General features: G+C 62.8%; 15 protein-coding genes and 1 tRNA gene. 10 read left to right on the forward strand and 6 right to left on the reverse strand.

From position 1 onward, the window contains the following. From Q0K02_RS11570 to Q0K02_RS11590, 5 genes are all read right to left on the reverse strand, one after another. The coding region (locus tag Q0K02_RS11570; protein WP_294489050.1) for an acetate kinase at window positions 1-977 on the reverse strand (977 nt) is incomplete at its 3' end. Beyond that, complete coding sequence (pta, locus tag Q0K02_RS11575; protein ID WP_294489053.1) at window positions 977-2,512, reverse strand: phosphate acetyltransferase; 1,536 nt, start codon at window positions 2,510-2,512, stop codon at window positions 977-979. The genes Q0K02_RS11570 and pta, both read right to left, overlap by 1 nt. A 661-nt stretch (window positions 2,513-3,173) precedes the next feature. Continuing rightward, a complete protein-coding gene (gene hemA / locus Q0K02_RS11580; protein WP_294489056.1) occupies window positions 3,174-4,448 on the reverse strand; it encodes a glutamyl-tRNA reductase in 1,275 nt (424 codons plus the stop codon). A 58-nt stretch (window positions 4,449-4,506) separates the two neighbouring features. Then, window positions 4,507-5,319 carry a cytochrome c biogenesis protein CcsA gene (gene ccsA, locus Q0K02_RS11585; protein ID WP_294489058.1) on the reverse strand — a complete coding sequence of 271 codons (813 nt, stop codon included), beginning with the start codon at window positions 5,317-5,319 and terminating at the stop codon, window positions 4,507-4,509. Next, complete coding sequence (locus tag Q0K02_RS11590; RefSeq protein WP_294489061.1) at window positions 5,306-6,067, reverse strand: bifunctional precorrin-2 dehydrogenase/sirohydrochlorin ferrochelatase; 762 nt, start codon at window positions 6,065-6,067, stop codon at window positions 5,306-5,308. Before Q0K02_RS11590 ends, ccsA begins: the two co-directional genes overlap by 14 nt. A gap of 165 nt (window positions 6,068-6,232) precedes the next feature. On the opposite strand from Q0K02_RS11590, the gene rpmE reads away from it, so the two are divergent. From rpmE to Q0K02_RS11635, 9 genes are all read left to right on the forward strand, one after another. Next, the gene (gene rpmE, locus Q0K02_RS11595; RefSeq protein ID WP_077073051.1) at window positions 6,233-6,442 is read left to right on the forward strand and encodes a 50S ribosomal protein L31; all 210 of its coding nucleotides are present in this window, start codon (window positions 6,233-6,235) and stop codon (window positions 6,440-6,442) included. A gap of 312 nt (window positions 6,443-6,754) precedes the next feature. After that, entirely contained in the window at window positions 6,755-7,759 is a 1,005-nt protein-coding gene (locus Q0K02_RS11600) for a DUF1385 domain-containing protein (protein WP_363315684.1), read from the forward strand. Between the two features lie 2 nt (window positions 7,760-7,761). Next, window positions 7,762-8,841: a peptide chain release factor 1 gene (gene prfA / locus Q0K02_RS11605; RefSeq protein ID WP_294489063.1), complete on the forward strand. Its 1,080-nt coding sequence runs from the start codon at window positions 7,762-7,764 to the stop codon at window positions 8,839-8,841. A gap of 4 nt (window positions 8,842-8,845) precedes the next feature. After that, window positions 8,846-9,166, forward strand: coding sequence for an ATP-dependent Clp protease adapter ClpS (gene clpS, locus Q0K02_RS11610; protein WP_294489065.1), 321 nt, complete (start codon window positions 8,846-8,848; stop codon window positions 9,164-9,166). Window positions 9,167-9,787: 621 nt separating this feature from the next. Next, a complete protein-coding gene (clpA, locus tag Q0K02_RS11615; protein ID WP_294489066.1) occupies window positions 9,788-12,052 on the forward strand; it encodes an ATP-dependent Clp protease ATP-binding subunit ClpA in 2,265 nt (754 codons plus the stop codon). Window positions 12,053-12,057: 5 nt separating this feature from the next. Beyond that, window positions 12,058-12,723, forward strand: coding sequence for a leucyl/phenylalanyl-tRNA--protein transferase (gene aat, locus Q0K02_RS11620; RefSeq protein ID WP_294489068.1), 666 nt, complete (start codon window positions 12,058-12,060; stop codon window positions 12,721-12,723). Window positions 12,724-13,175: 452 nt separating this feature from the next. Beyond that, window positions 13,176-13,589 (forward strand): OsmC family protein, encoded by a 414-nt coding sequence (locus Q0K02_RS11625; protein WP_294489070.1) that lies wholly within the window; start codon window positions 13,176-13,178, stop codon window positions 13,587-13,589. 267 nt (window positions 13,590-13,856) lie between these two features. Continuing rightward, the gene (locus tag Q0K02_RS11630; protein ID WP_294489073.1) at window positions 13,857-14,750 is read left to right on the forward strand and encodes a hypothetical protein; all 894 of its coding nucleotides are present in this window, start codon (window positions 13,857-13,859) and stop codon (window positions 14,748-14,750) included. Window positions 14,751-15,404: 654 nt separating this feature from the next. Next, on the forward strand, window positions 15,405-16,757 hold the full coding sequence (locus tag Q0K02_RS11635; RefSeq protein ID WP_294489075.1) for a sodium:alanine symporter family protein: 1,353 nt from the start codon (window positions 15,405-15,407) through the stop codon (window positions 16,755-16,757). A 369-nt stretch (window positions 16,758-17,126) separates the two neighbouring features. Here Q0K02_RS11635 and Q0K02_RS11640 read toward each other — a convergent pair. Next, window positions 17,127-17,201 (reverse strand) — tRNA-Gly (locus tag Q0K02_RS11640). Window positions 17,202-18,139: 938 nt separating this feature from the next. On the opposite strand from Q0K02_RS11640, the gene Q0K02_RS11645 reads away from it, so the two are divergent. Then, a complete protein-coding gene (locus Q0K02_RS11645; RefSeq protein WP_294489077.1) occupies window positions 18,140-19,453 on the forward strand; it encodes an N-acetylmuramoyl-L-alanine amidase in 1,314 nt (437 codons plus the stop codon). The last annotated feature ends 144 nt before the right edge of the window (window positions 19,454-19,597 follow it).

The following is a 19,597-nucleotide window of genomic DNA, read 5'->3' on the forward strand; positions in this document are numbered from 1 at the left end:
CCGAGGGCGGCCATGTACGCGCCGATGTACTTCTTCACGGAGTAGCACTGCGTGTTGAAGGTGAGGATGCAGTCGGGATCGCCCGCTTCCACGCCGGCTTCGATGTCGCGGCTGTCGCTCTTGCCGCAGAGGCCGAGGAAGCCGGACTTCTTGTTCATGAGGGTGTCGATTTCATCGGGGGTGAAGCCTTCGTTCTTCATGAGGAAGGGAACGATGGCGGGGTCGATGTCGCCGCAGCGGGTGCCCATGACGAGGCCCTGCAGGGGGGTGAGGCCCATGCTGGTGTCCACGCACTTGCCGGCGCGCACGGCGGACACGGAGCTGCCGTTGCCGAGATGGCACACGATGACGTTCACTTCGGAAGGCTTCTTGCCGAGCAGGGCGGCGCCGGCCTTGGACACGAAGCGATGGGAGGTGCCGTGGAAGCCGTAGCGGCGGATGTTGTACTTCTTGGTGAGTTCCTTGGGCAGGGCGTAGGTGTAGGCGTAGTCGGGCATGGTGGCATGGAAGCCGGTGTCGAAGACGGCCACGTTGGGCACGCCGGGGAACAGCTTTTCCATGGCTTCAATGCCGGTGAGGTTGGCGGGGTTGTGCAGCGGTCCGAGGGGAATGTAGTCGCGGATGACCTGCTTCACTTCCTCGGTGACGAGCGCTTCCTGATAGTCGGGTCCGCCCATGAGCACGCGATGACCGATGACCACGATTTCGGCCGGATCGTCGATGACGCCGCCGAGTTCATGCTTCATGAGCACTTCGGCCACCTTGGCCATGCCGGCGGCATGGGTGTCGTAGTTGCCGGGATATTCAAACTTTTCGGTTTTGCCGTCGGCGGTGAAGCGCTTGTGGGTGAGCATGCTGTCGGGGGAGCCGATGCGTTCCACGAGGCCCTGGCAGAGGCGGCGTTCGGTTTCCTTTTCGAGAACCTGATACTTGAAGGAGGAGCTGCCGCCGTTGATGACGAGAATTTTCTTGACCATTATTTGAGTCCCTTTTCGGCCTGAGCCTGGATAGCGGTGATGGCAACGGTGTTGACGATGTCCGGCACGGTGCAGCCGCGGGACAGATCGTTGACGGGCTTGCGCAGGCCCTGAAGCACGGGGCCGATGGCCACGGCGTGGGCGGAGCGCTGCACGGCCTTGTAGAGGTTGTTGCCGGTGTTGATGTCGGGCACGATGAACACGCTCGCGCGACCGGCCACGGGATCGCCGGGCATCTTGGTCTTGGCGGTGGCGGCGTCCACGGCGGCGTCGTACTGGATGGGGCCGGTGATGAGAAGTTCAGGAGCCTTTTCCCTGGCGAGGCGGGTGGCTTCCTTCACCTTGTCCACGGTGGGGCCCTTGCCGGAATTGCCGGTGGAGTAGGAGAGCATGGCCACGCGGGGTTCGAGGCCGAAGGCGGCGGCGGTTTCGGCGGTGGTCACGGCGATGGTGGCCAGCTGTTCGGGATCGGGATCAAGGTTGATGGCGCAGTCGCCGTAGGTGTTCACGCGGTCCTTGAGGCAGACGAAGAAGGCGCTGGACACGATGGAGGCCGTGGGCTTGGTCTTGATGAATTCAAGGGCGGGGCGCACGGTGTGGGCGGTGGTGTTCACCGCGCCGGAAACCATGCCGTCGGCCTTTTCCTTGTAGATCATCATGGTGCCGTAGTAGGTGTTGTCGGCCATCTTTTCGCGGGCCTGCTCGATGGTGACGCCCTTCTTGGCGCGAAGCTGCGCGTAGGTTTCCGCGAAGTCTTCAAAGTCGGGGGCGGTCACGGGATTGATGATCTGCGCGCCGTCCACGCTCACGGAAAGTTCCGCGGCGCGGGCGTGAATCTTTTCGGGATCGCCGAGCAGGATGATTTCGGCCACCTTGCGCTGAAGGAGAATGGCGGCAGCCTTGATGAGGCGGTCTTCTTCGCCTTCGGGCAGCACGATGCGCATGGGATGCTTCTGAGCCTGTTCGATGAGGCCGAATTCAAAGAGGCGGGGCGTGATGTGGCCGTTGCAGGAATCGAGGATGGAAGCGAAGTCGGCGGCCTTGCTGCTCACGGGGAAGGAGAAATACGCGGCCACGGCCTTTTCGTCTTCTTCGCTCATGCCGGAGAGGAACACGCCGAGCAGTTCCACGCACTGTTCCTTCATCTGGCACTGGAAGGTGGTGACGGTGGCGGCGACTTCGGCGGGGGAGCAGCCTTCGCCGGAGAGGGCGAGCACCACGGGAGCGCCCATGTTGGCGGCCACGCAGGTGTTCAGGGCGTTTTCAAACGCGGCGCTTTTGCCGGTGAAGTCGGTGCCTTCGCAGAGCACGAAGTCGGCGTTGGCGGCGGCTTCCTTGTAAGCGGCGAGAACGGAATCAACGAGTTCGTTGCACTTGCCGCCGTTGATGAGCTCAAGGGCGGTCTTGAGGCAGGGAACGGGACGGAACAGAACCGGGGCCTTGGCGGAACCCTTGACGAGATCCATCAGTCCGGCGACGGCGTCGGCCTTGCCGGAATTCGCCGCAAGAGCGGTGACGAAAAGCGTGCGTGCCATGGGGAAAACTCCTTCACATAGAGAAATTCAGCCGGAAAAGAAACGCCTCTGGCGGGGCAGATACGTCTGCTCAGTGTAATGAGCTCATGAAATGAGTCAAGAGCCCGGCCCCGGAGTTCGGCGCGCACTGCGGAAGGATGATTGGTGTAATACGTTGTTATATTATGAAAAAATGATGTTTCAGAAAAATTGATTGAGCGCTCAATTTAATTCTGTTCGGAGCCTGTCCGGCGAAGGAGAGCGGCCTTGCCGACGCGGAGGGAGGGGAAAACGCGCCCATGCCGCCCCGATGTTGCGGAGATGAGAGCGCGGCGCGGGGAGTGAGGAGCCTCGCGGCAGCCGGAGCGGCGGCGTTGCACGGGCGCGCGGCCCCTCGCCGGGTCTTGCCGCGGGCGGCATCGACAACAGCGTTTTTTGCGCAGGCGCAGAAAAGGGCGGGGCTCTGCTTTCCGAGCTGCGGAATCAGCTTCCGCGCAGTCGCGGGGAACGTCGGCAGACAGAACAGCGCAGGCAGGACAGCGCAGGCCGACGGTTCTCGCAGGCGCAGCGGATTCATGCGCCGGAAGCGTGCCCGCGCTCTGCCTGTCTCCGGGCTGAAGCGCAGCAGAAAGCCCCGGTCCGAAAAGGGGCCGGGGCTCTTTTGCGGCGGCGGAGCCGCGAACTATTTCAGGTTGAAGACGCGCCGCACGGTGTCCACGGCCTGCATGGTGTATTCGGGGTTGGCGGCTTCGTGGAAGCGGTCCTTCATGAAGGAGATGGGCTCGTGATTGAAGCGGCGCACCAGCGAGTCGGCCATGATCTGGAGCGCCTCGCGGGTGGCGTCGTCCACGGGGCCGAGGCGGTGCAGCGTTTTGGCGAGTTCCTCTTCCATGATGCGCTGACCGCGCTCCACGAGCGCCACGATGGTGGGCTGGAGCGTGAGCGACTCGATCCACTGATGGAAGGCGGCGGTTTCTTCGTCCACGATGGCGCGGGCGCGCACGGCTTCCTTGCGGCGCTCGGCAATGTGTTCCTCCACCACTTCCTTGAGATCGTCGATGTCGTAGAGATAGATGTTGTCCAGCGTGTTCACCGAGGGGGCGATGTCGCGGGGCATGGCGATGTCGATGAGGAACATGGGGCGGTTCTTGCGCTTTTTCAGCACGTCGCGCATTTCCTCTTCGTGAATGATGGCGTCGGGTGCGCCGGTGGAGCTGATGACGATGTCGGTGTCCACGAGGTGGTCGAAGAGCTGATCGAAGGGCACGGCTTCGCCGCCGAGTCTGTGGGCCAGCTCTTCGGCCCGGGCGAAGGTGCGGTTGGCCACGCGGATGCGCTTCACGCCGGCCTGCTTGAGGTGCAGGGCGGCAAGTTCCGCCATTTCGCCCGCGCCGATGATGAGGGCGTTGTGGCGGCTCATGTCGTCGAAAATCTGCTTGGCGAGCTCCACGGCGGCGTAGCTGATGGATACCGCGCTGGAGGCCACGCCCGTTTCCGATCTGACTCTCTTGGCCACGGAAAAGGCCTTGTGCAGCAGGCGGTTGATGATGGTTCCGGCGCAGTGGCTCTGGGTGGCCTTGCGGTAGGCGGCCTTGAGCTGACCGAGAATCTGCGGTTCGCCGAGCACGAGGGAATCCAGACTGGAGGCCACGTTGAACAGGTGGCGGATGGCTTCGTCGTTCTTGTACTGATAGAGGTAGGGTTCGAGCTCTTCCACGGTTCTGCCGCGGGCCTTGGCCCAGCATTCCAGGGCGCGCTGGCGGGGCGTGTCGCCTTCGCCCACCACGAGCACTTCCACGCGGTTGCAGGTGGAGAGGATGAGCGATTCGCTGATGCCGTTGGTGGTGGGAATGGCCCAGGTTTCGGGAGAGCAGAAATTGGTGAGCGCGAACTTTTCGCGCACTTCCACCGCCGCGGTGCGGTGGTTGATGCCGATGAGGTGTATGGTGCTGTTCATGATGTTCCTGAAAGAAAAAGGTGTGGCGCGCTGTGTTGTGCCGGGGAGGCGGCGGGGTTTAGAAACCGTGCTGCGTGGAGAGAACGGTGTTCACCACGAACATGGAGAACAGCGAGGCGGCAAAGATGACGAGCGCCAGAATGGCGGGTTTGCGTCCGCGCCAGCCGAGAGCCTGACGCTGATGAAAGAGCAGGGCGTAGAGGGCGAGAATGATGAAGGAGATCCATTCCTTGAAATCGCCGCTCATGAAGCTGCCCCAGCTGATGCGGGCCCAGAGCAGGCCGCACAGCACGCCGAGGGTGTAGCAGGGAAAGCCCACGAGGGTGGCCATGGCGTTCACCTTGTCGAGCGCGCCGAGGGCGGGCAGATCCTTGCGGAAGCCGTCGAGCGGGGTCTTGTGCTTGATGGCGCTCTCCTGCCAGAGGAAGAGCGCGCCCGCGCCCGCGGCCACGGCCATGACGCCCACGCCCACGAAGATGGCGGCAAGGTGCAGAATGAAGAGCGGCCCGACCAGCGGCAGGGAACCCGGCGTGCCGGAGAAGCCCAGCGCGCACGCGCCGAGAAAGAAGGCCCACGGAGCCACGAAGTGCAGGGCGATGTCCATGTGCTGGCGACGCGCCACCAGCAGACCGGCGAGAGCCAGAATCCAGGAGAGCGGCAGCAGGTAGAAGCCGCGCGACACGGCGCTGAACGAGCCGTCCGCAATGCTGATGAGAAGCCACAGCGTGTGCAGGGCAAAGCCCGCAACGCAGAGCAGACCGGCCGTTTTCTTCACCCGGGGGGAGCGGCCGAGCACGCCGGCCAGCGAGGCCACGGTGGCCAGGGCGTAAATGGCGAGGCACAGATAGGAGGGAATGTCAGTCCAGTTCATGGATAATCTCCTCAAGGGAAGGGGAAAGAGCGTCCGGAAGCACGGGGCGCAGCAGATCGGCAAGCCTGCCGGAGTCCTTGCGGGCGAGGGCGTCCATGAGCTCGTCGCGCAGGGGACGGGCGCACAGCGCGCGGAACACGTCGGCGTCGGCGCTGCTGCCGAGACCGAGGGCGATGAGCCGGGGACGCAGTTTTTTCAGAAGAAGCGCGAGCGGGGCGTAGCCGCCCTGTATCCACTGCCTGAGGTCTTCCTTCAGGGCGCGGGCGAGCGCGGGGCTGCATCCGCCCGTGGAGAGCGCGAGGGTGATGGGGCCGTCCTCCAGATGGGCGGGAACCAGAAACGTGCCGGAAACGCCGTCTTCCAGAGGCCCGGCCACGTTGCACGGCACGCCGCAGGCGCGGCACAGCCTTGCGATGGCCGAATTGACCGCCGCCGAAGGCGTGGCCGCAAACACAAGGGCGCGTCCTTCCACGTCTTCCGGGCGAAAGGCCCGCTTTTCCGCGCGAAGGGGTGCGGCGTCCTGTCCGTCGAGGGCCTGCCGGAGCGCCGCTTCGTCGAGCGCGGGATCGACCGCCAGAAGCTCGGCCGGACCGCACGAGAGAAGATCGGCGATTTTTCGCCGTCCCACGGGGCCTGCGCCCACCACGAGACAGCGGGCGTCGGCAAGACTCAGAAACAGAGGATAATAACGCATGGGCAAGGTATAGCCCTTACGGGCGCGCTCGTCCAGAGCGTCGGAGTCGTTCACGAGAAAATGAAGCGGGAAAACACTGGACTATCCGCGAAAAAAGAAGTAGGGTTCTCCGACTTGAATCTTCAACGCTGCGGTAAATCGGGCGACTAGGCGACTGTCCGCCTACCAAGGTGGGTATGGGCGTACCCGTGGGTCCGCAAATCATCTGAGGAGTGTACCATGAAAGAAGGCATCCATCCCAAAGTTTACAAGGCCAAGCTTGTCTGCGCCTGCGGCAATGTTGTGGAAGTTCTCTCCACCAAGGGCGAAACCGTGCATGTGGAAATCTGCTCCGCCTGCCATCCTTTCTTCACCGGCAAGCAGCGCTTCGTCGATACCGCCGGCCGCATTGACCGCTTCCGCAAGAAGTACGCCAAATTCGCAAAGTAACGCTGGTTCCGGCGTCGTATCGAGCCGGGAATGAGCGGAACCTCCCCAGGCTTTCCTGGGGAGGTTTTTGAGTTTGGAGCCTTGCGCTCCGGCAGGCTCCGAAGGCCCTTTTTTCGGGCGTTCGGATTGCCGATGAAGCCTTCGCCGCATCCGCCGCGTTTTGCGGAAACGGGCGCGCCGGCCGCCGGCGCGAGGGCGCAGGGCGCGCAGATGTTCTGCGTTTTTCGGCGGCGCACGGGCGTTTTTCCGGTGTTTTCCGGGGCGCCTTCACCCCGCGTTTGCGGGAGAGTTTTTTCAGGATATGGCATGAAAATGGTTCGTTCCCTTCTGCGCTGCCTCGCGCTTGCGTCCGAGAGCTGCGCGCTGCCTCTGGTGGGCGGTCAGGCCGTCATGGAAGGCGTGCTCATGAGAAACGGCGCGTCCTACGCGCTGGCCGTGCGTCGTCCTTCCGGCTCCATTTCCGTGGAGAGCCGGCGGTGGCGCACCATGGGGCCGCAGGGACTGCGTTCCGTGCGCTTTCTGCGCGGATTCCCCATTCTGGTGGAAACGCTGTCCAACGGCGTGCGGGCGCTCAACCGTTCCGCCGACCTTTCCATGGGCGACGACGATTCCTCTCCCATGTCCCGCGGACAGGTGGCGCTCACGCTGCTCATGGCCCTCGGCGCGGCCGTGGTGCTCTTCGTGGCGGCGCCGCATCTTCTGGCCCTCGGCATGGAAGAGCTCGGCCTTTCCGGCGACATGAATGGAATTTCCTTCCATCTCTGGGACGGCGTTTTCAAATTTCTCATGTTCATCGGGTACATTGTCGCCATATCCTTCATGCCCGACATCCGCCGCGTGTTCCAGTATCACGGCGCGGAACACAAGACCATTCACGCCTTTGAGAAGGGCGGCATGGTCACGGCGGCCACGGCCCGCGCGTGCAGCAGGCTGCATCCGCGCTGCGGCACGACCTTCCTTCTTTTTGTTTTGTCCGTGGCCATCGTGCTTCACGCGGTGCTGGTTCCCCTGCTTCTGCTCGTGTGGGACCCCGCCTCGCCCGTGGTGCGTCATGCGGGCATCGTGTGCTTCAAAATACTGCTGATCGCGCCGGTCAGCGCGCTGGCCTATGAAATCATCCGCTATGCGGCCACGCTGAAAAACGGCTTCTGGGGCGGCCTTCTGCGCGCTCCGGGGCTTTTTCTTCAGCTTCTCACCACGCGGGAACCCGACGACGATCAGCTTGAAGTCGCCGTGGTCGCGCTGCGCGAGGCGCTGGGCCCGGACAGCCCCTATGCCGGCCGCTTTGAATCCCCCGACCCTATCGTGATGGAGTGACTATGTTTGCTAAACTGGAAAGTCTGGAAAAACGCTATGAGGAGCTGGAACAGAACATGGCCGATCCTGCGGTTCTGTCCGACCCTGAACAGTACCGCAAGATCGCCAAGGCCCGCGCCGACGTGGAACCCGTGGTGCTTGCCTTTCGCGAATATCGCGATCTCCAGAAACAGCTTGAGGAAAACAAGGAGCTTCTGAACGACGAGGATCACGAGATCCGCGAGATGGCGCAGGAAGAAATTCACCGCATCGAGAAGGAGCTGCCCGAACGCGAGCACAAGCTGCGCCTCATGCTGCTGCCGCCTGATCCGCTGGATGAAAAGAACACCGTGCTCGAAGTGCGCGCCGGCACCGGCGGCGAAGAAGCGGCCCTCTTTGCCGCCGACCTCTTCCACATGTACTGCCGCTATGCCGAACTTCAGCACTGGAAGGTGGAAATCATTTCCGAAATGCCCACCGATTCCGGCGGCTACAAGGAAGTGATCGCCTTGGTCTCCGGCAAGAGAGTGTACAGCCGCCTGCGCTACGAATCCGGCACCCACCGCGTGCAGCGCGTGCCCGCCACCGAATCGCAGGGCCGCATCCACACGTCGGCCGCCACCGTGGCCGTCATGCCCGAAGCTGAGGAAGTGGACGTGAATCTGCGCCCCGAAGATCTGCGCATCGACGTGTACCGCGCGTCCGGCGCGGGCGGCCAGCACGTCAACAAGACGGAATCGGCCGTGCGCATCACGCACATTCCCACGGGCATCGTGGTCACGTGCGAAGACGAGCGTTCCCAGCACAAGAACAAGGCCCGCGCCATGAAGGTGCTCGCTTCGCGCATCCTTCAGGCGGAACAGGAAAAGCAGCACGCTTCCGAAGCCGCGGAACGTCGTTCCCAGGTGGGTTCCGGCGACCGTTCGGAACGCATCCGCACCTACAACTTTCCGCAGGGCCGCGTGACCGATCACCGCATCAACCTTACCATGTATTCCCTCGACCGCTTCATGGACGGCGAAATCGAGGACATGATCGAGGCGCTTGCCGCACAGGCGCAGACCGACGCCCTGAAAGCGGAAGTCGACGGCAAGGGAGAATAACGACATGAGTCAGGACTACACCGAAGGCATGTCCGGCACCGAGTCGGGCGTCACTCTGGAAGACGAACTGAAGGAACCGGCCATGTACCGGGTGCTTCTTCACAACGACGACTACACCACCATGGATTTCGTCGTCAAAATTCTGGAAGAGGTGTTCCACAAGACGCAGGAAGAGTCTGTGACCATCATGATGTCCGTGCATCAGAAGGGCATGGGCGTGTGCGGGGTGTATCCGAAGGAAATAGCCGAATTCCGGGTGACGCAGGTGGCGACGAGGGCTCAGCATGCCGGGTTCCCCCTGCGCTGCACCATGGAAAAGGAATAGCGCTTGAAACGGCGGTCGCGTGTTGCGCCGCCGTTTTTCGTCCGTGCCCGGAAGGGGCGCTCTGCGCGCGGAAGCCCCGCATGCTTCAAGAGGCGCTGCCTGCAAGCGGCGAGGGGGACTCTGCGCCCGGAACGCCCCGGTGTCTCCGAAAGGTTTCCGGGGCTGCCGAAGCCGGACAGACGATTCCGTCAGGGCCTTGCCGAAGAGAGTGACGGGGCGCGGCAAAAGCCGCCGAAGCGTCGCGTTGCGCCGTGCCTGCGGACGGAAGCTCCGGGGGCGTTCGGCGCTGCAAGAGCGGCGCGCGTCTTCGAGCGGCGCGGGGTGAGGCGGAATCTGCCGTCTCTTCGCGGCATTTGCGCCCGCCCTGTTGCAAAGGCCCGGAAAAAGCCCGGCGTCACCGAAAGGTCTCCGGGCCCGCCGCAGCTCTGGTCGAGCGGTGCGACTCTTTCTGAGATCTGACGGGGCGTTGCATCGCCGCTTCGCGTTGCAGAGGCGTTGTTGATCTCCGGCGCGAATGTTAAATAATGTTGCATCGCGGAAACATGCGCCCCCACAGCTTGCAATCTCCGTTTCGCGCAGGTACAATAAAGGAATGTTTCCAGAAAAAAGAGGTATCCGCTGATGATGGCACGTTCTTTGATGCAGACGCTGGCGCTGGCCGTTATGGAGATGCGTTCGCGTCGCCACGAATGTCTTACCGTGGAACATCTTCTGCTGGCCATGACTCGCGAGCAGCTCGGTCGTGTCATACTCAAAGGATGCGGCGCCGACCTTCCCGCGCTGCGTCATCAGCTTGAGGATTATCTTTCCCGGTATCTTCCGGCCGTGGGGCCGGAGCAGCCCGCGCCCGAGAGCGAAGTGATGCAGACCGAATCGCTGGAACGCGTGCTGGAGCGCGCGGTGGCGCACGTGCAGTCGTCGGGCCGCCGCGACACCGACGTGGGCGACGTGCTCGCCTCCATGTTCGAGGAGCCGGACTGCTGGGCCGTGTTCTATCTGCGCAAGCAGGGCATAGACCGCCTGCGCGTGCTGGAATTTCTTTCCCACGAGCTGCCGGAGATTCTGCGTCAGGCGGCGCAGCGGCGCAGCAGCGCGCCTTCGGATAAAGAGGACGAGGCTCCGCAGGCCTCGGCGCTGGAGCGCTATGCCGTGGATCTGGTGGAAAAGGCCAAGCAGGGCCGCATCGATCCCTTGGTCGGCCGCGAAAGCGAGGTGGCGCGTCTTTTGGAAGTGCTTTCCCGCAGACGCAAGAACAATCCTCTGCTGGTGGGCGAGCCCGGCACGGGCAAGACGGCCATTGCCGAGGGGCTGGCCTACAAGATTGCGCAGGGCGACGTGCCGCGCGCCTTTCGTTCGCTGTCCGTCTATGCGCTGGATCTCGGCGCGCTGCTGGCCGGCTCCAAGTATCGCGGCGACTTCGAGGCCCGCATTAAGGACGTGGTGAACGAGCTCAAGCAGAAGCCCGGCTCCATTCTCTTCATCGACGAAATTCACACCATCGTGGGCGCGGGAGCCACGAGCGGCGGCTCCATGGACGCCTCCAATCTGCTCAAGCCCGTGCTTGCCGCGGGCGAACTGCGCTGCATCGGCTCCACCACGCACGAGGAGTACCGCAATCATTTTGAGAAGGACAGAGCCCTGAGCCGTCGTTTCCAGTGCATCGACGTGAAGGAGCCTTCGGAAGAGGATTGTCTGGCCATCCTGCGGGGCCTTCAGGAGCGCTATGAGAAATTTCACGGCGTGCGCTACTCCAAGGGAGCCGTGCAGGCCGCGGTGGAACTTTCCGCGCGCTACATTCAGGACAGGCTTCTGCCGGACAAGGCCATCGACGTCATGGACGAGGCCGGAGCCGCGGCAACCCTGAAGCCCGGATTCCGTCGCGGCGCGGGCGTGTCCGTGCAGGACATCGAACGCGTGGTGGCCCGCATGGCGGGCATTCCCGCACGAAGCGTGACCCGCGGCGAAAAGGAGCGTCTGCAGACGCTCGGAGACGATCTGCGCGCCCGGGTGTTCGGTCAGGATCAGGCTGTGGACGCCGTGGTGCGCGCCATTCTGCGTTCCCGCGCGGGCCTGAGCCGGGAAAACCGGCCTACGGCGTCGTTTTTGTTCCACGGCCCCACGGGCGTGGGCAAGACCGAGCTTGCCAAGGCGCTCGCCGATCTTCTGGAAGTGTCCTTCGTGCGCTTCGACATGAGCGAGTACATGGAAAAGCACGCGGTCGCCCGTCTCATCGGTTCGCCTCCCGGCTACGTGGGCTTCGAGCAGGGCGGTCTTCTCACCGAGGCCATACGCAAGACGCCTCATGCCGTGCTGCTGCTCGACGAAGTGGAAAAGGCCCATCCCGACATCTACAACGTGCTTTTGCAGGTGATGGACTACGCCACCCTCACCGACAACACCGGCCGCAAGGCGGATTTCCGCAACGTGGTGCTCATCATGACCACCAACGCCGGCGCGCGTGAAATGGAACAGGCTCCCGTGGGCTTCTGTTCCACGAGCAGTGCGTCGGACCGCAGCGCCGGAGCGGTGGAGCAGACGTTCAGCCCTGAATTCCGCAACCGCCTCGACGCCATGATTCCGTTCAACAGCCTGAGCCGGGATCTCATGGGCCGCATCGTGGACAAGACCATGGCCGCGCTGGAACCCGGTCTGGCCGCCCGTCGCGTTTCGCTCACCCTGACCGACGCGGCGAGAAACTGGTTGGCCGATCACGGTTTTGATCCGCGCATGGGAGCGCGTCCGCTGCAGCGCGTGGTGCGCAACGAGGTTGAGGATCAGCTTGCGGAACTTCTGCTCTTCGGACGGCTGGAGAAGGGCGGCAAGGTGCTTGTGGACGCCTCTTCGCCCGACGCGCCTCATCTTACGCTTACGGCGAGCGGTCAGTAGTCGATATGGCGGCCCCTCTGTTCTGGATGCCCGAAGGCGGGCCGCTGTGGTTTCCCCCCGTGCGGGAGGCGAGCGACGACGGCCTGCTCATGGTCGGCGGCGATCTTTCGCCGGAGCGGCTCATGTACGCCTATTCGCGGGGGATTTTTCCGTGGTACGGCGAGGGCTCGCCCATACTCTGGTGGTCGCCCGATCCGCGCTGCGTGCTTTTTCCCGAAAAGCTGCACGTGAGCGGAAGTCTTCGCCGGGTGCTGAACAGCGGGCGCTTCACGTTCACCGTGGATGCGTGCTTTTGCCGCGTCATTCGCGCCTGCGCCGCAATACCGCGCCCCGGGCAGGACGGCACCTGGATAGTGCCCGACATGATGGCGGCCTATGAGCGTCTGCACGAGCTCGGACATGCGCATTCGGTGGAAGTGTGGAGCAACGGGGAGCTTGCGGGCGGACTGTACGGCGTGCAGTGCGGCCGGGCGTTTTTCGGGGAATCCATGTTTCATGTTCAGCCGGACGCCTCCAAGGCGGCGGTGGTGCATCTGACGGCGTGGCTCCGGGAACGGGGCGTGGAAATCGTGGACTGCCAGCAGACGACGCCGCACATGCTGCGTCTCGGCGCGGAGGAGATTCCGCGGGCCGCATTTCTTGCGCGGCTGTACCGGCTCTGCCGGGAGTGAAGGAGGTGCCTTCACGGGCGCTTGCGTGCGGGCGGCGTTCGTGTGGCGTGAACTCGCGGCCTGTGAGATGCGTTTACAGGCGCGAGACCGGCGCAGGCGGAAGCGTGAGCGTCGCGGCCGTTGCCGCGGGCTCGGAAGCTCTCTGTTCCTGCAACGTCGCTCTCGGGCGCTTGCGTTCGCGGGGGTGGCAGACCGGATGACGTGTTCGCAGGTGCGGCGCGGATGCCGTGCTTGTGAGGGCGGGCAGAGATTTGCGTTCGCCGGGAGACGGGCAGGGTTCGCGAGAGCGGGCCGGAGATTTTCCGCCGTCCTGCGGGGAGCGGCAGCGTACACGGTGCGGCGCAGGAATCCGCAGGACGCATCATTTTTCCGGCATGGATGAAGAATCCGCGCCGGGGACGGCCGGGCTTCGCGAAGCCCAGCCGTCAACATTCATCACAAGGAGTGCAGACATGAGCGACGTTGTTGAATTTGAACATACTCCGGACGGCTTTACGATCAGAACCGGACATCCTCTTCTGGAAGACATCCATGCGGATTATACCAGCGTGAGCCCGGATCAGCGTCTGGGCACGGCGCGAGTGTTTCTGGTCAGCGCGGCGCTGGACTGCTTCTGCGGTTCGATGAACGCGGCGCTTCTCGCCCGCGGCGTGCGCTATCGCCGCATTGTGGGCCGGGGCAGCGCGGAGAAGGAAGAGCGCGACGGCCTTTCCTTCGTCAACCGCGTGCATCTGGACGTTCGCGTGGAAGTGGACGACGCCGATGCCGAAACTCTGGCGCACTGCCTCAAGATCGTGAAGAGCTGCATGATTACCCGCTCGCTCATGGAAGGTGTGGCGGTCGATATTCACGCGGAACGCGGCTGATTTGACGTTTGCGCTTCCGAGAGGCGGCGTAAAAGAGTTTGTCCTTGCCGACGGAACGCCGCGCCTCCGGAGAGATTTTTCGGGGGCGCGGTTGCATCGGCTCTGCGCGGCTGCGTGCAGGGGCGTCGGCGTGGAGCCAAACGACGTGAGAATTCATGTGACTCGCCGTCCGTAATATCCCATTGTCATGCCCCGGCGTTTGATTTACTGTATCGGCAAAGGAGCTTTCCATGCCGGAAGGCTCCCTGATGACCCTGAGGAGGGTATATGAACAAACTTTTTGTTTCCGCTGCGGCCGCCTTCATGTTTTTCGGCATTGCCGGTCAGGCCAGTGCTCTGCCGGAACCGGACATGTCTCCCAAGTACACCTATGAACTGAAAGACGTCATGAAGGTTGACGGTCGGCAGGGCGTCGCATGCGACGGCAAGTACATCTACGTCAGCTGCAGCAAGGTGCTGTACAAGTATGACATGGACGGCAAACTTGTCCTCAAGAACGACAAGCCCTTTGAAACCGGCTACACCAAGGCAGTGAACCACCTCGGCGACATCGACGTGTACAACGGCGAAATCTACTGCGGCGTGGAAAACTTCATGGACGGCGTGGGCAAGGACATTCAGGTGTCCGTGTACGACGCCAACACGCTGAAGTTCAAGCGCGCCTTCCCGTTCAACGAGGCTTCCGGCCAGCTGGAAACCTCGGGCATCACCGTGGATCCCGTGAAGGGCACCGTGTGGATGTGCTCCTGGGTGGGCGAAGAGTCCGGCCGCTACCTCTATGAATACGATCTCGACGGCAACTATCTGCGCAAGGTGCATCTGCAGCCGGTGCCGCAGTGGGTGCAGGGCGTGTTCTACTATGACGGCTCCCTGTTCCTGACCGCCGACGACGGCACGGCCGACGACAACGAACCCGATCATCTGTACCGTGTGGACATTTCTTCCGCGAGCAGCGCGCCCGTGATTCTGGAAAAGACCTTCACCGAAACCATCAAGCAGGGTGAAATCGAAGGTCTGTGCGTTGATCCTTCCACCGGCGATCTGCTGGTGCATCAGAACCGCGGCGCCCGCATCGTGCTCGGCATGACCAAGGGCATGTATCCGGGCTACAAGTCCGAAGTGCATGAAATTTATCGCTACAAGCTGACGCCCAACAAGTAGGCTTGCGGCAGGTATTCGCCGTTGCTGCGGCGGAACATTCAGACGGTCTGCGTTTTGCGCGGGCCGTCTTTTTTTTTGCGGCTTTTGCGGCATGGGGGAATGAGTGAGGGGCGTTTTCCCGGGCTTGCCGCCTGCCCGCGCCGGACAGACCGGGGCGGGAGCGGAACTGCGGCATCTGCCGACGCGGCTATTTTTTAGGCGAGCCTCCGGGAGCATGAGAGGGGGGGGAGAGACCCTGCGGACTCGGTTGTGGGGCGGGGCGGCTCGGCGGGAAACGTACGCCGGGGGCAGGGGCACGGAAAGGGGGCGGCAGCTCTAGGGGGCAGGGAGCAGAATTTACCACGGCGACGGGCAGAGAGTCGGCGTCTGCGGCTGTTGAGAAAAGGGGGCGTTGCCGGGAAGGCGGAAGAGAGGATTTGCGCCGGAAAGCCACGGGTTTGTTGAGGCGGCAGAGGGAGCGGCAACTGCCGGGGCTTCAGGCAACGACGTTGTTTTCTGCATGAGCGCGGCCAGGGCGGAGTCAGTCGGAAGAGCAGGGCGGAAAAGCCGGCTGTTTTGCAAAAAAGGAACATGTTGCGCGTCTTATTGTTTGCTTTTCCCATTATAATGTGATATCGTGATAAATTATTGATGTATTCACAAAGGTGTCACATTATGCTGGAATGGCTTACCGCTGTAAACAATTTCGTATGGGGGCCGTGCATGCTGGTGCTCCTGTTCGGCACCGGCCTGTATCTTACCATCGGGCTGCGCTTTTTTACTATCCGCAACTTTGCCCGCGGCCTTCGTCATGCCTGGGCCGGACGGCGTCCGGATTCGGAAAAGGGCGAAATTTCTCCCTTCAACGCGCTGATGACGGCCCTTGCCGGAGATATCGGCACCGGCAACATCGTGGGCGTGGCCACGGCCATCTACATGGGCGGCCCCGGCGCGCTGTTCTGGATGTGGATGACGGCCCTCGTGGGCATGGCCACCAAGTTCAGCGAAGTGCTGCTTGCCGTGCATTATCGCGAGCGCACCCCCGCCGGAAACTGGGTGGGCGGAGCCATGTTCTTCATTAAAAACGGTCTCGGCGCCCGCTGGATGTGGCTCGGCAGCGCCTTTGCGCTGTTCGGCATCGTGGCCTGCATCGGCACCGGAGCCATGGTGCAGAGCAACGCCATCGGAGGCGTGCTTGAGGCGAGCTTCGGCGTTTCTCCCTACATTTCCGCCGTGGCGCTGCTCGTGCTCTCCAGCGTGGTGCTGCTCGGCGGCGTGAAGCGCATTGCCGGCGTGGCCGGACGCATCGTTCCCATCATGGCGCTGTGCTACGCCGCCATGTCTCTTGTGGTCATTGTTCTGCACATTGATCAGGTGCCCGGCATTTTCGCCATGGTGCTGCGCGAAGCCTTTTCGCCGTCGGCGGCGCAGGGCGGCGCGGCCGGCGCTTCCATCATGCTGGCTATCCGCATGGGCATGGCCCGCGGCATCTTTTCCAACGAGGCCGGACTCGGCACCGCGCCCATGGCGCACGCGGCGGCTTCCACCAACTCGCCCATGACGCAGGCCACCATCGGCATGCTCGACACCTTCGTCGACACCATCGTGGTGTGCAGCCTTACCGCCTTTGCGCTGCTGCTCACCGGCGAATGGACCGACGGTCAGCAGGGCGCGGCCATGACCTCGGCCGCCTTTGAAAGCGTGCTTCCCGGCATCGGCAGCATCATGGTGGCCGTGTGCCTTTCGCTGTTCGCCTTCACCACGGCCATGAGCTGGTGCGTGTACGGCGAACGCTGCGCCATCTACTTCTTCGGCGACAGGGCGCAGATTCCCTTCCGCGTGGTGTACTGCATCGCCATTCCCGTGGGCATTCTCGTCAAGCTGAATCTGGTCTGGCTGCTGGCCGATACCTGCAACGCCCTTATGGCCATCCCCAACCTTATCGCCATTCTTCTGCTCAGTCCCGTGCTGTTCAGGCTGGTGCGGGAGGAAGAGGCGAAGTTCCGGGCCGAGTGCGACAAGGATTAGGCGGGGAAAACAACGTTCCGAAAAGGCAGGGCTTGCGGGCTCTGCCTTTTTTATTTCACGCGATTTGCGCGCGGGAAAGTTTGCAGGACTGCCGTTTGAAAGATGCGATCAGGTTTACGCGCCGAAAAGCAGGCGCGCAGAATCGCGGAGTTCTTTCAGCTCCCGGACGGTTCGCGGGCGTTTTTCAGGCTCGGAGGGTGTTCGGAAGCAGCGGGACTTTCGGCGTGAAGGGCCCGATGGAAGCGCAAAGGAGCGGCGACCTGTTCTGCCGTCGGAAAAGGCGATGTCTGTTGTGAAGCGGCAGCGGGATGGAAAGGAAGAATGCAAAAAGAAAAGGCCCGTAGAAAACGGGCCTTCATGATGACTTGCTGGAGCGGGAGACGGGATTTGAACCCGCGACTTCAACCTTGGCAAGGTTGCACTCTACCACTGAGTTACTCCCGCGCGTTGCGAACAGACGTCTTTTATAAAAGAAGCCGGACTCTGTCAAGTCAAAAAACTGCATGCGGAAAAATTTCAGAAGATTTTCATGTGAGAGGGAAAGGTTTCGTCTTCCGTTCGGGAAGAGCGCGGGCCCGGCTCATGCCTCGTGTGCGCGCTGCCGACCAGAAGCGTCCGCGGCAGAAGCCTTCGTTGGACGCCGCCGGACGGGAAATGCAGAGGACGCCGAAGGGACGCCCAGCAGGGGGGGCAGGAGAGCCGGGCAGAGGAAATTCGGCAGGGGAAGTCAGGCTGGAGATTCGGCGGGAAGAGGGCAACGGAGCGGGGGGGCATGTTGCTCCTTGTGCCGTCAGAGAGTGCCTTCGGGCTGCGCGTCACGTTTTGAGCCTGCCTGTCGCCGGGGGATGAGCAGCGCGGCAGGCGGCTCGGGCAGCCGTCGCGTCTGTCCGCTGCATGATCGGGCCCTAAACAGGGGGGCAAAGCACGGCACAGGCCTTCGGGAAACGCCGCCGGACGGGAAAGCGGAGGACGCCGGATGCCCGGCAGGGGGGGCAGGAGAGCCGGGCAAAGAACATTCGACAGGGGAAGTTCGACTGGCGATCCGGTGAGGGGAGGGCGACGGTGCGCAAGAGGGGGCAGACGTGCGCTTACGTTGCGCGGCGCTCTGGATGGGTGCGGCGCGGGCGGCGCGTCGCGTTCGGAGCCCTGCCTGTCGCCGGGGAATGAGCAGCGCGACGGATGGCGCGCGGCGGCACGACAAGGCCCGCCCGAAGGCCGGATTCCCCGAACGCGATGTGTTTTGTTCATCAGGCGGAAGGGCGTTTGATTCGATGCGTCGCCGGGCGTTTCTTTCGCCTTTTTATTCCTGAAATCGCCTGTGCGCCGGGCTTTTTGTTACAAATGACGTTTTTCCATTGACAGAGGAACAGGTGTGCTGAACAATGGAAAAAAATTTCGGTATTTACTTCATGTCCCAGAAACGCCGCCTCTTTTTTCTCGTCTGCCTGGCCTGCTGTCTGTTTTTCTGCCTGTCCGCCGGGGCTCTGGCCGCCAATCCGCCCGATTACGAACGGGCCAAGGCGCAGCTTGCCCGTCTTCAGAAGGGCAGTCCCGGAGCGAATTCCTGGCAGGCCTGCGCCGATGAATTCCTCAAGGTCTATGACAATAATCCTCAATGGAATCTGCGCGTTGCCGCGCTTTTTCGCTGTGGTGTGGCCCTTGAGGAAAAGGCCAGGGTGACGAAGTCCGCGGTGGACGCCCGCAAGGCGGCTTCCGTGTACGAGCAGTCGGCAAAGAAGTTTCCGGCAAGCGCCCTTGCCGACGACGCGCTTTTTCGCGCGGCCGTGGTGTACAACGAGCTTCTGAACGATCAGAAAAAGGCCCGGGTGCATCTGGAACACATTGCGCGGCGCTATTTTCGCGCCGATCACGCCAAGATAGCCGCCGAGTACCGCGAGGAGATGGACAAGAGCGGCAAGAACGCCCGAGCGCCCGCAGGACAAAAGGAAGGCGCCAGGGAAACGACCACGGTCAGCCGACCGCCCAGCGGCGCAGGCACGCACAGGCTTGCCGCCCAGCTCGGCCTTTCCGTGCGCACCATCATCATTGATCCGGGGCACGGCGGGCGCGATCCCGGCGCGATGCACAACGGCGTGGTGGAGCAGGACGTCAATCTCGACGTGGCGAGGCGTCTGAAGACCATTCTGGAGAAGCTCGGCTACAAGGTGCATCTCACCCGCACGGGCAACAAATGGGTGTCGCTGTCGGAACGCGTGGCCTTCAGCCGCAGAAACAAGGGCGATCTTTTCATATCCATTCACGTGAACGCGTCGGAAAATACCGGCATCAGCGGCCTTGAGACCTATATTCTGGATTTTGCCCGCAGCAGTTCGGTGAGTCGTCTGGCCACGGTGGAAAACGCCGACAGCGGGCGTCTCGGCGACATGGACAAGATACTCACGGAAATTCTGACCGGCGCGCGCACCACGGAATCGCGCCGTCTGGCGGACCGCATACAGAAAAACACGTTGAGCTATCTGAAAAAAAATGGAGCTTCCACCCGCGACGGAGGGGTGAAGGGCGCGCCGTTTTTCGTGCTGGTGGGCTCCTCCATGCCCAGCGTGCTGGTGGAACTGGGATACTCCACCAACACGAAGGAAGCGTCGCGCCTGAAGAGCAGCAAGCACAGGCAGCGCCTGGCGCAGGGGCTTGCCAACGGCATTCACGCCTATGCGCGAAGTCTGCTCGGCAAGTAGGCGGCGCATTGAGACGCGGCAGTTGACCGCGCTTTGCAAAACATCATGAAAAAGCCCCGGCATCGTTGGATGTCGGGGCTTTTCTTTGTCTGACTCGGTTTGCCTGACGGCTGCGCTCTCGGGCGCAGCGGATGCCGGAGGGCA

The sequence above is a fragment of the uncultured Mailhella sp. genome, from assembly GCF_944324995.1.
Lineage (GTDB): Bacteria > Desulfobacterota > Desulfovibrionia > Desulfovibrionales > Desulfovibrionaceae > Mailhella.

Coding starts and splice junctions, on each gene's coding strand:
- pta (WP_294489053.1), bottom strand. CDS start 2,512: ATGGCACGCACGCTTTTCGTCACCGCTCTTGCGGCGAATTCCGGCAAG.
- hemA (WP_294489056.1), bottom strand. CDS start 4,448: ATGAACAGCACCATACACCTCATCGGCATCAACCACCGCACCGCGGCG.
- ccsA (WP_294489058.1), bottom strand. CDS start 5,319: ATGAACTGGACTGACATTCCCTCCTATCTGTGCCTCGCCATTTACGCC.
- rpmE (WP_077073051.1), top strand. CDS start 6,233: ATGAAAGAAGGCATCCATCCCAAAGTTTACAAGGCCAAGCTTGTCTGC.
- Q0K02_RS11600 (WP_363315684.1), top strand. CDS start 6,755: ATGGTTCGTTCCCTTCTGCGCTGCCTCGCGCTTGCGTCCGAGAGCTGC.
- prfA (WP_294489063.1), top strand. CDS start 7,762: ATGTTTGCTAAACTGGAAAGTCTGGAAAAACGCTATGAGGAGCTGGAA.
- clpS (WP_294489065.1), top strand. CDS start 8,846: ATGAGTCAGGACTACACCGAAGGCATGTCCGGCACCGAGTCGGGCGTC.
- clpA (WP_294489066.1), top strand. CDS start 9,788: ATGATGGCACGTTCTTTGATGCAGACGCTGGCGCTGGCCGTTATGGAG.
- aat (WP_294489068.1), top strand. CDS start 12,058: ATGGCGGCCCCTCTGTTCTGGATGCCCGAAGGCGGGCCGCTGTGGTTT.
- Q0K02_RS11625 (WP_294489070.1), top strand. CDS start 13,176: ATGAGCGACGTTGTTGAATTTGAACATACTCCGGACGGCTTTACGATC.
- Q0K02_RS11630 (WP_294489073.1), top strand. CDS start 13,857: ATGAACAAACTTTTTGTTTCCGCTGCGGCCGCCTTCATGTTTTTCGGC.
- Q0K02_RS11635 (WP_294489075.1), top strand. CDS start 15,405: ATGCTGGAATGGCTTACCGCTGTAAACAATTTCGTATGGGGGCCGTGC.
- Q0K02_RS11645 (WP_294489077.1), top strand. CDS start 18,140: ATGGAAAAAAATTTCGGTATTTACTTCATGTCCCAGAAACGCCGCCTC.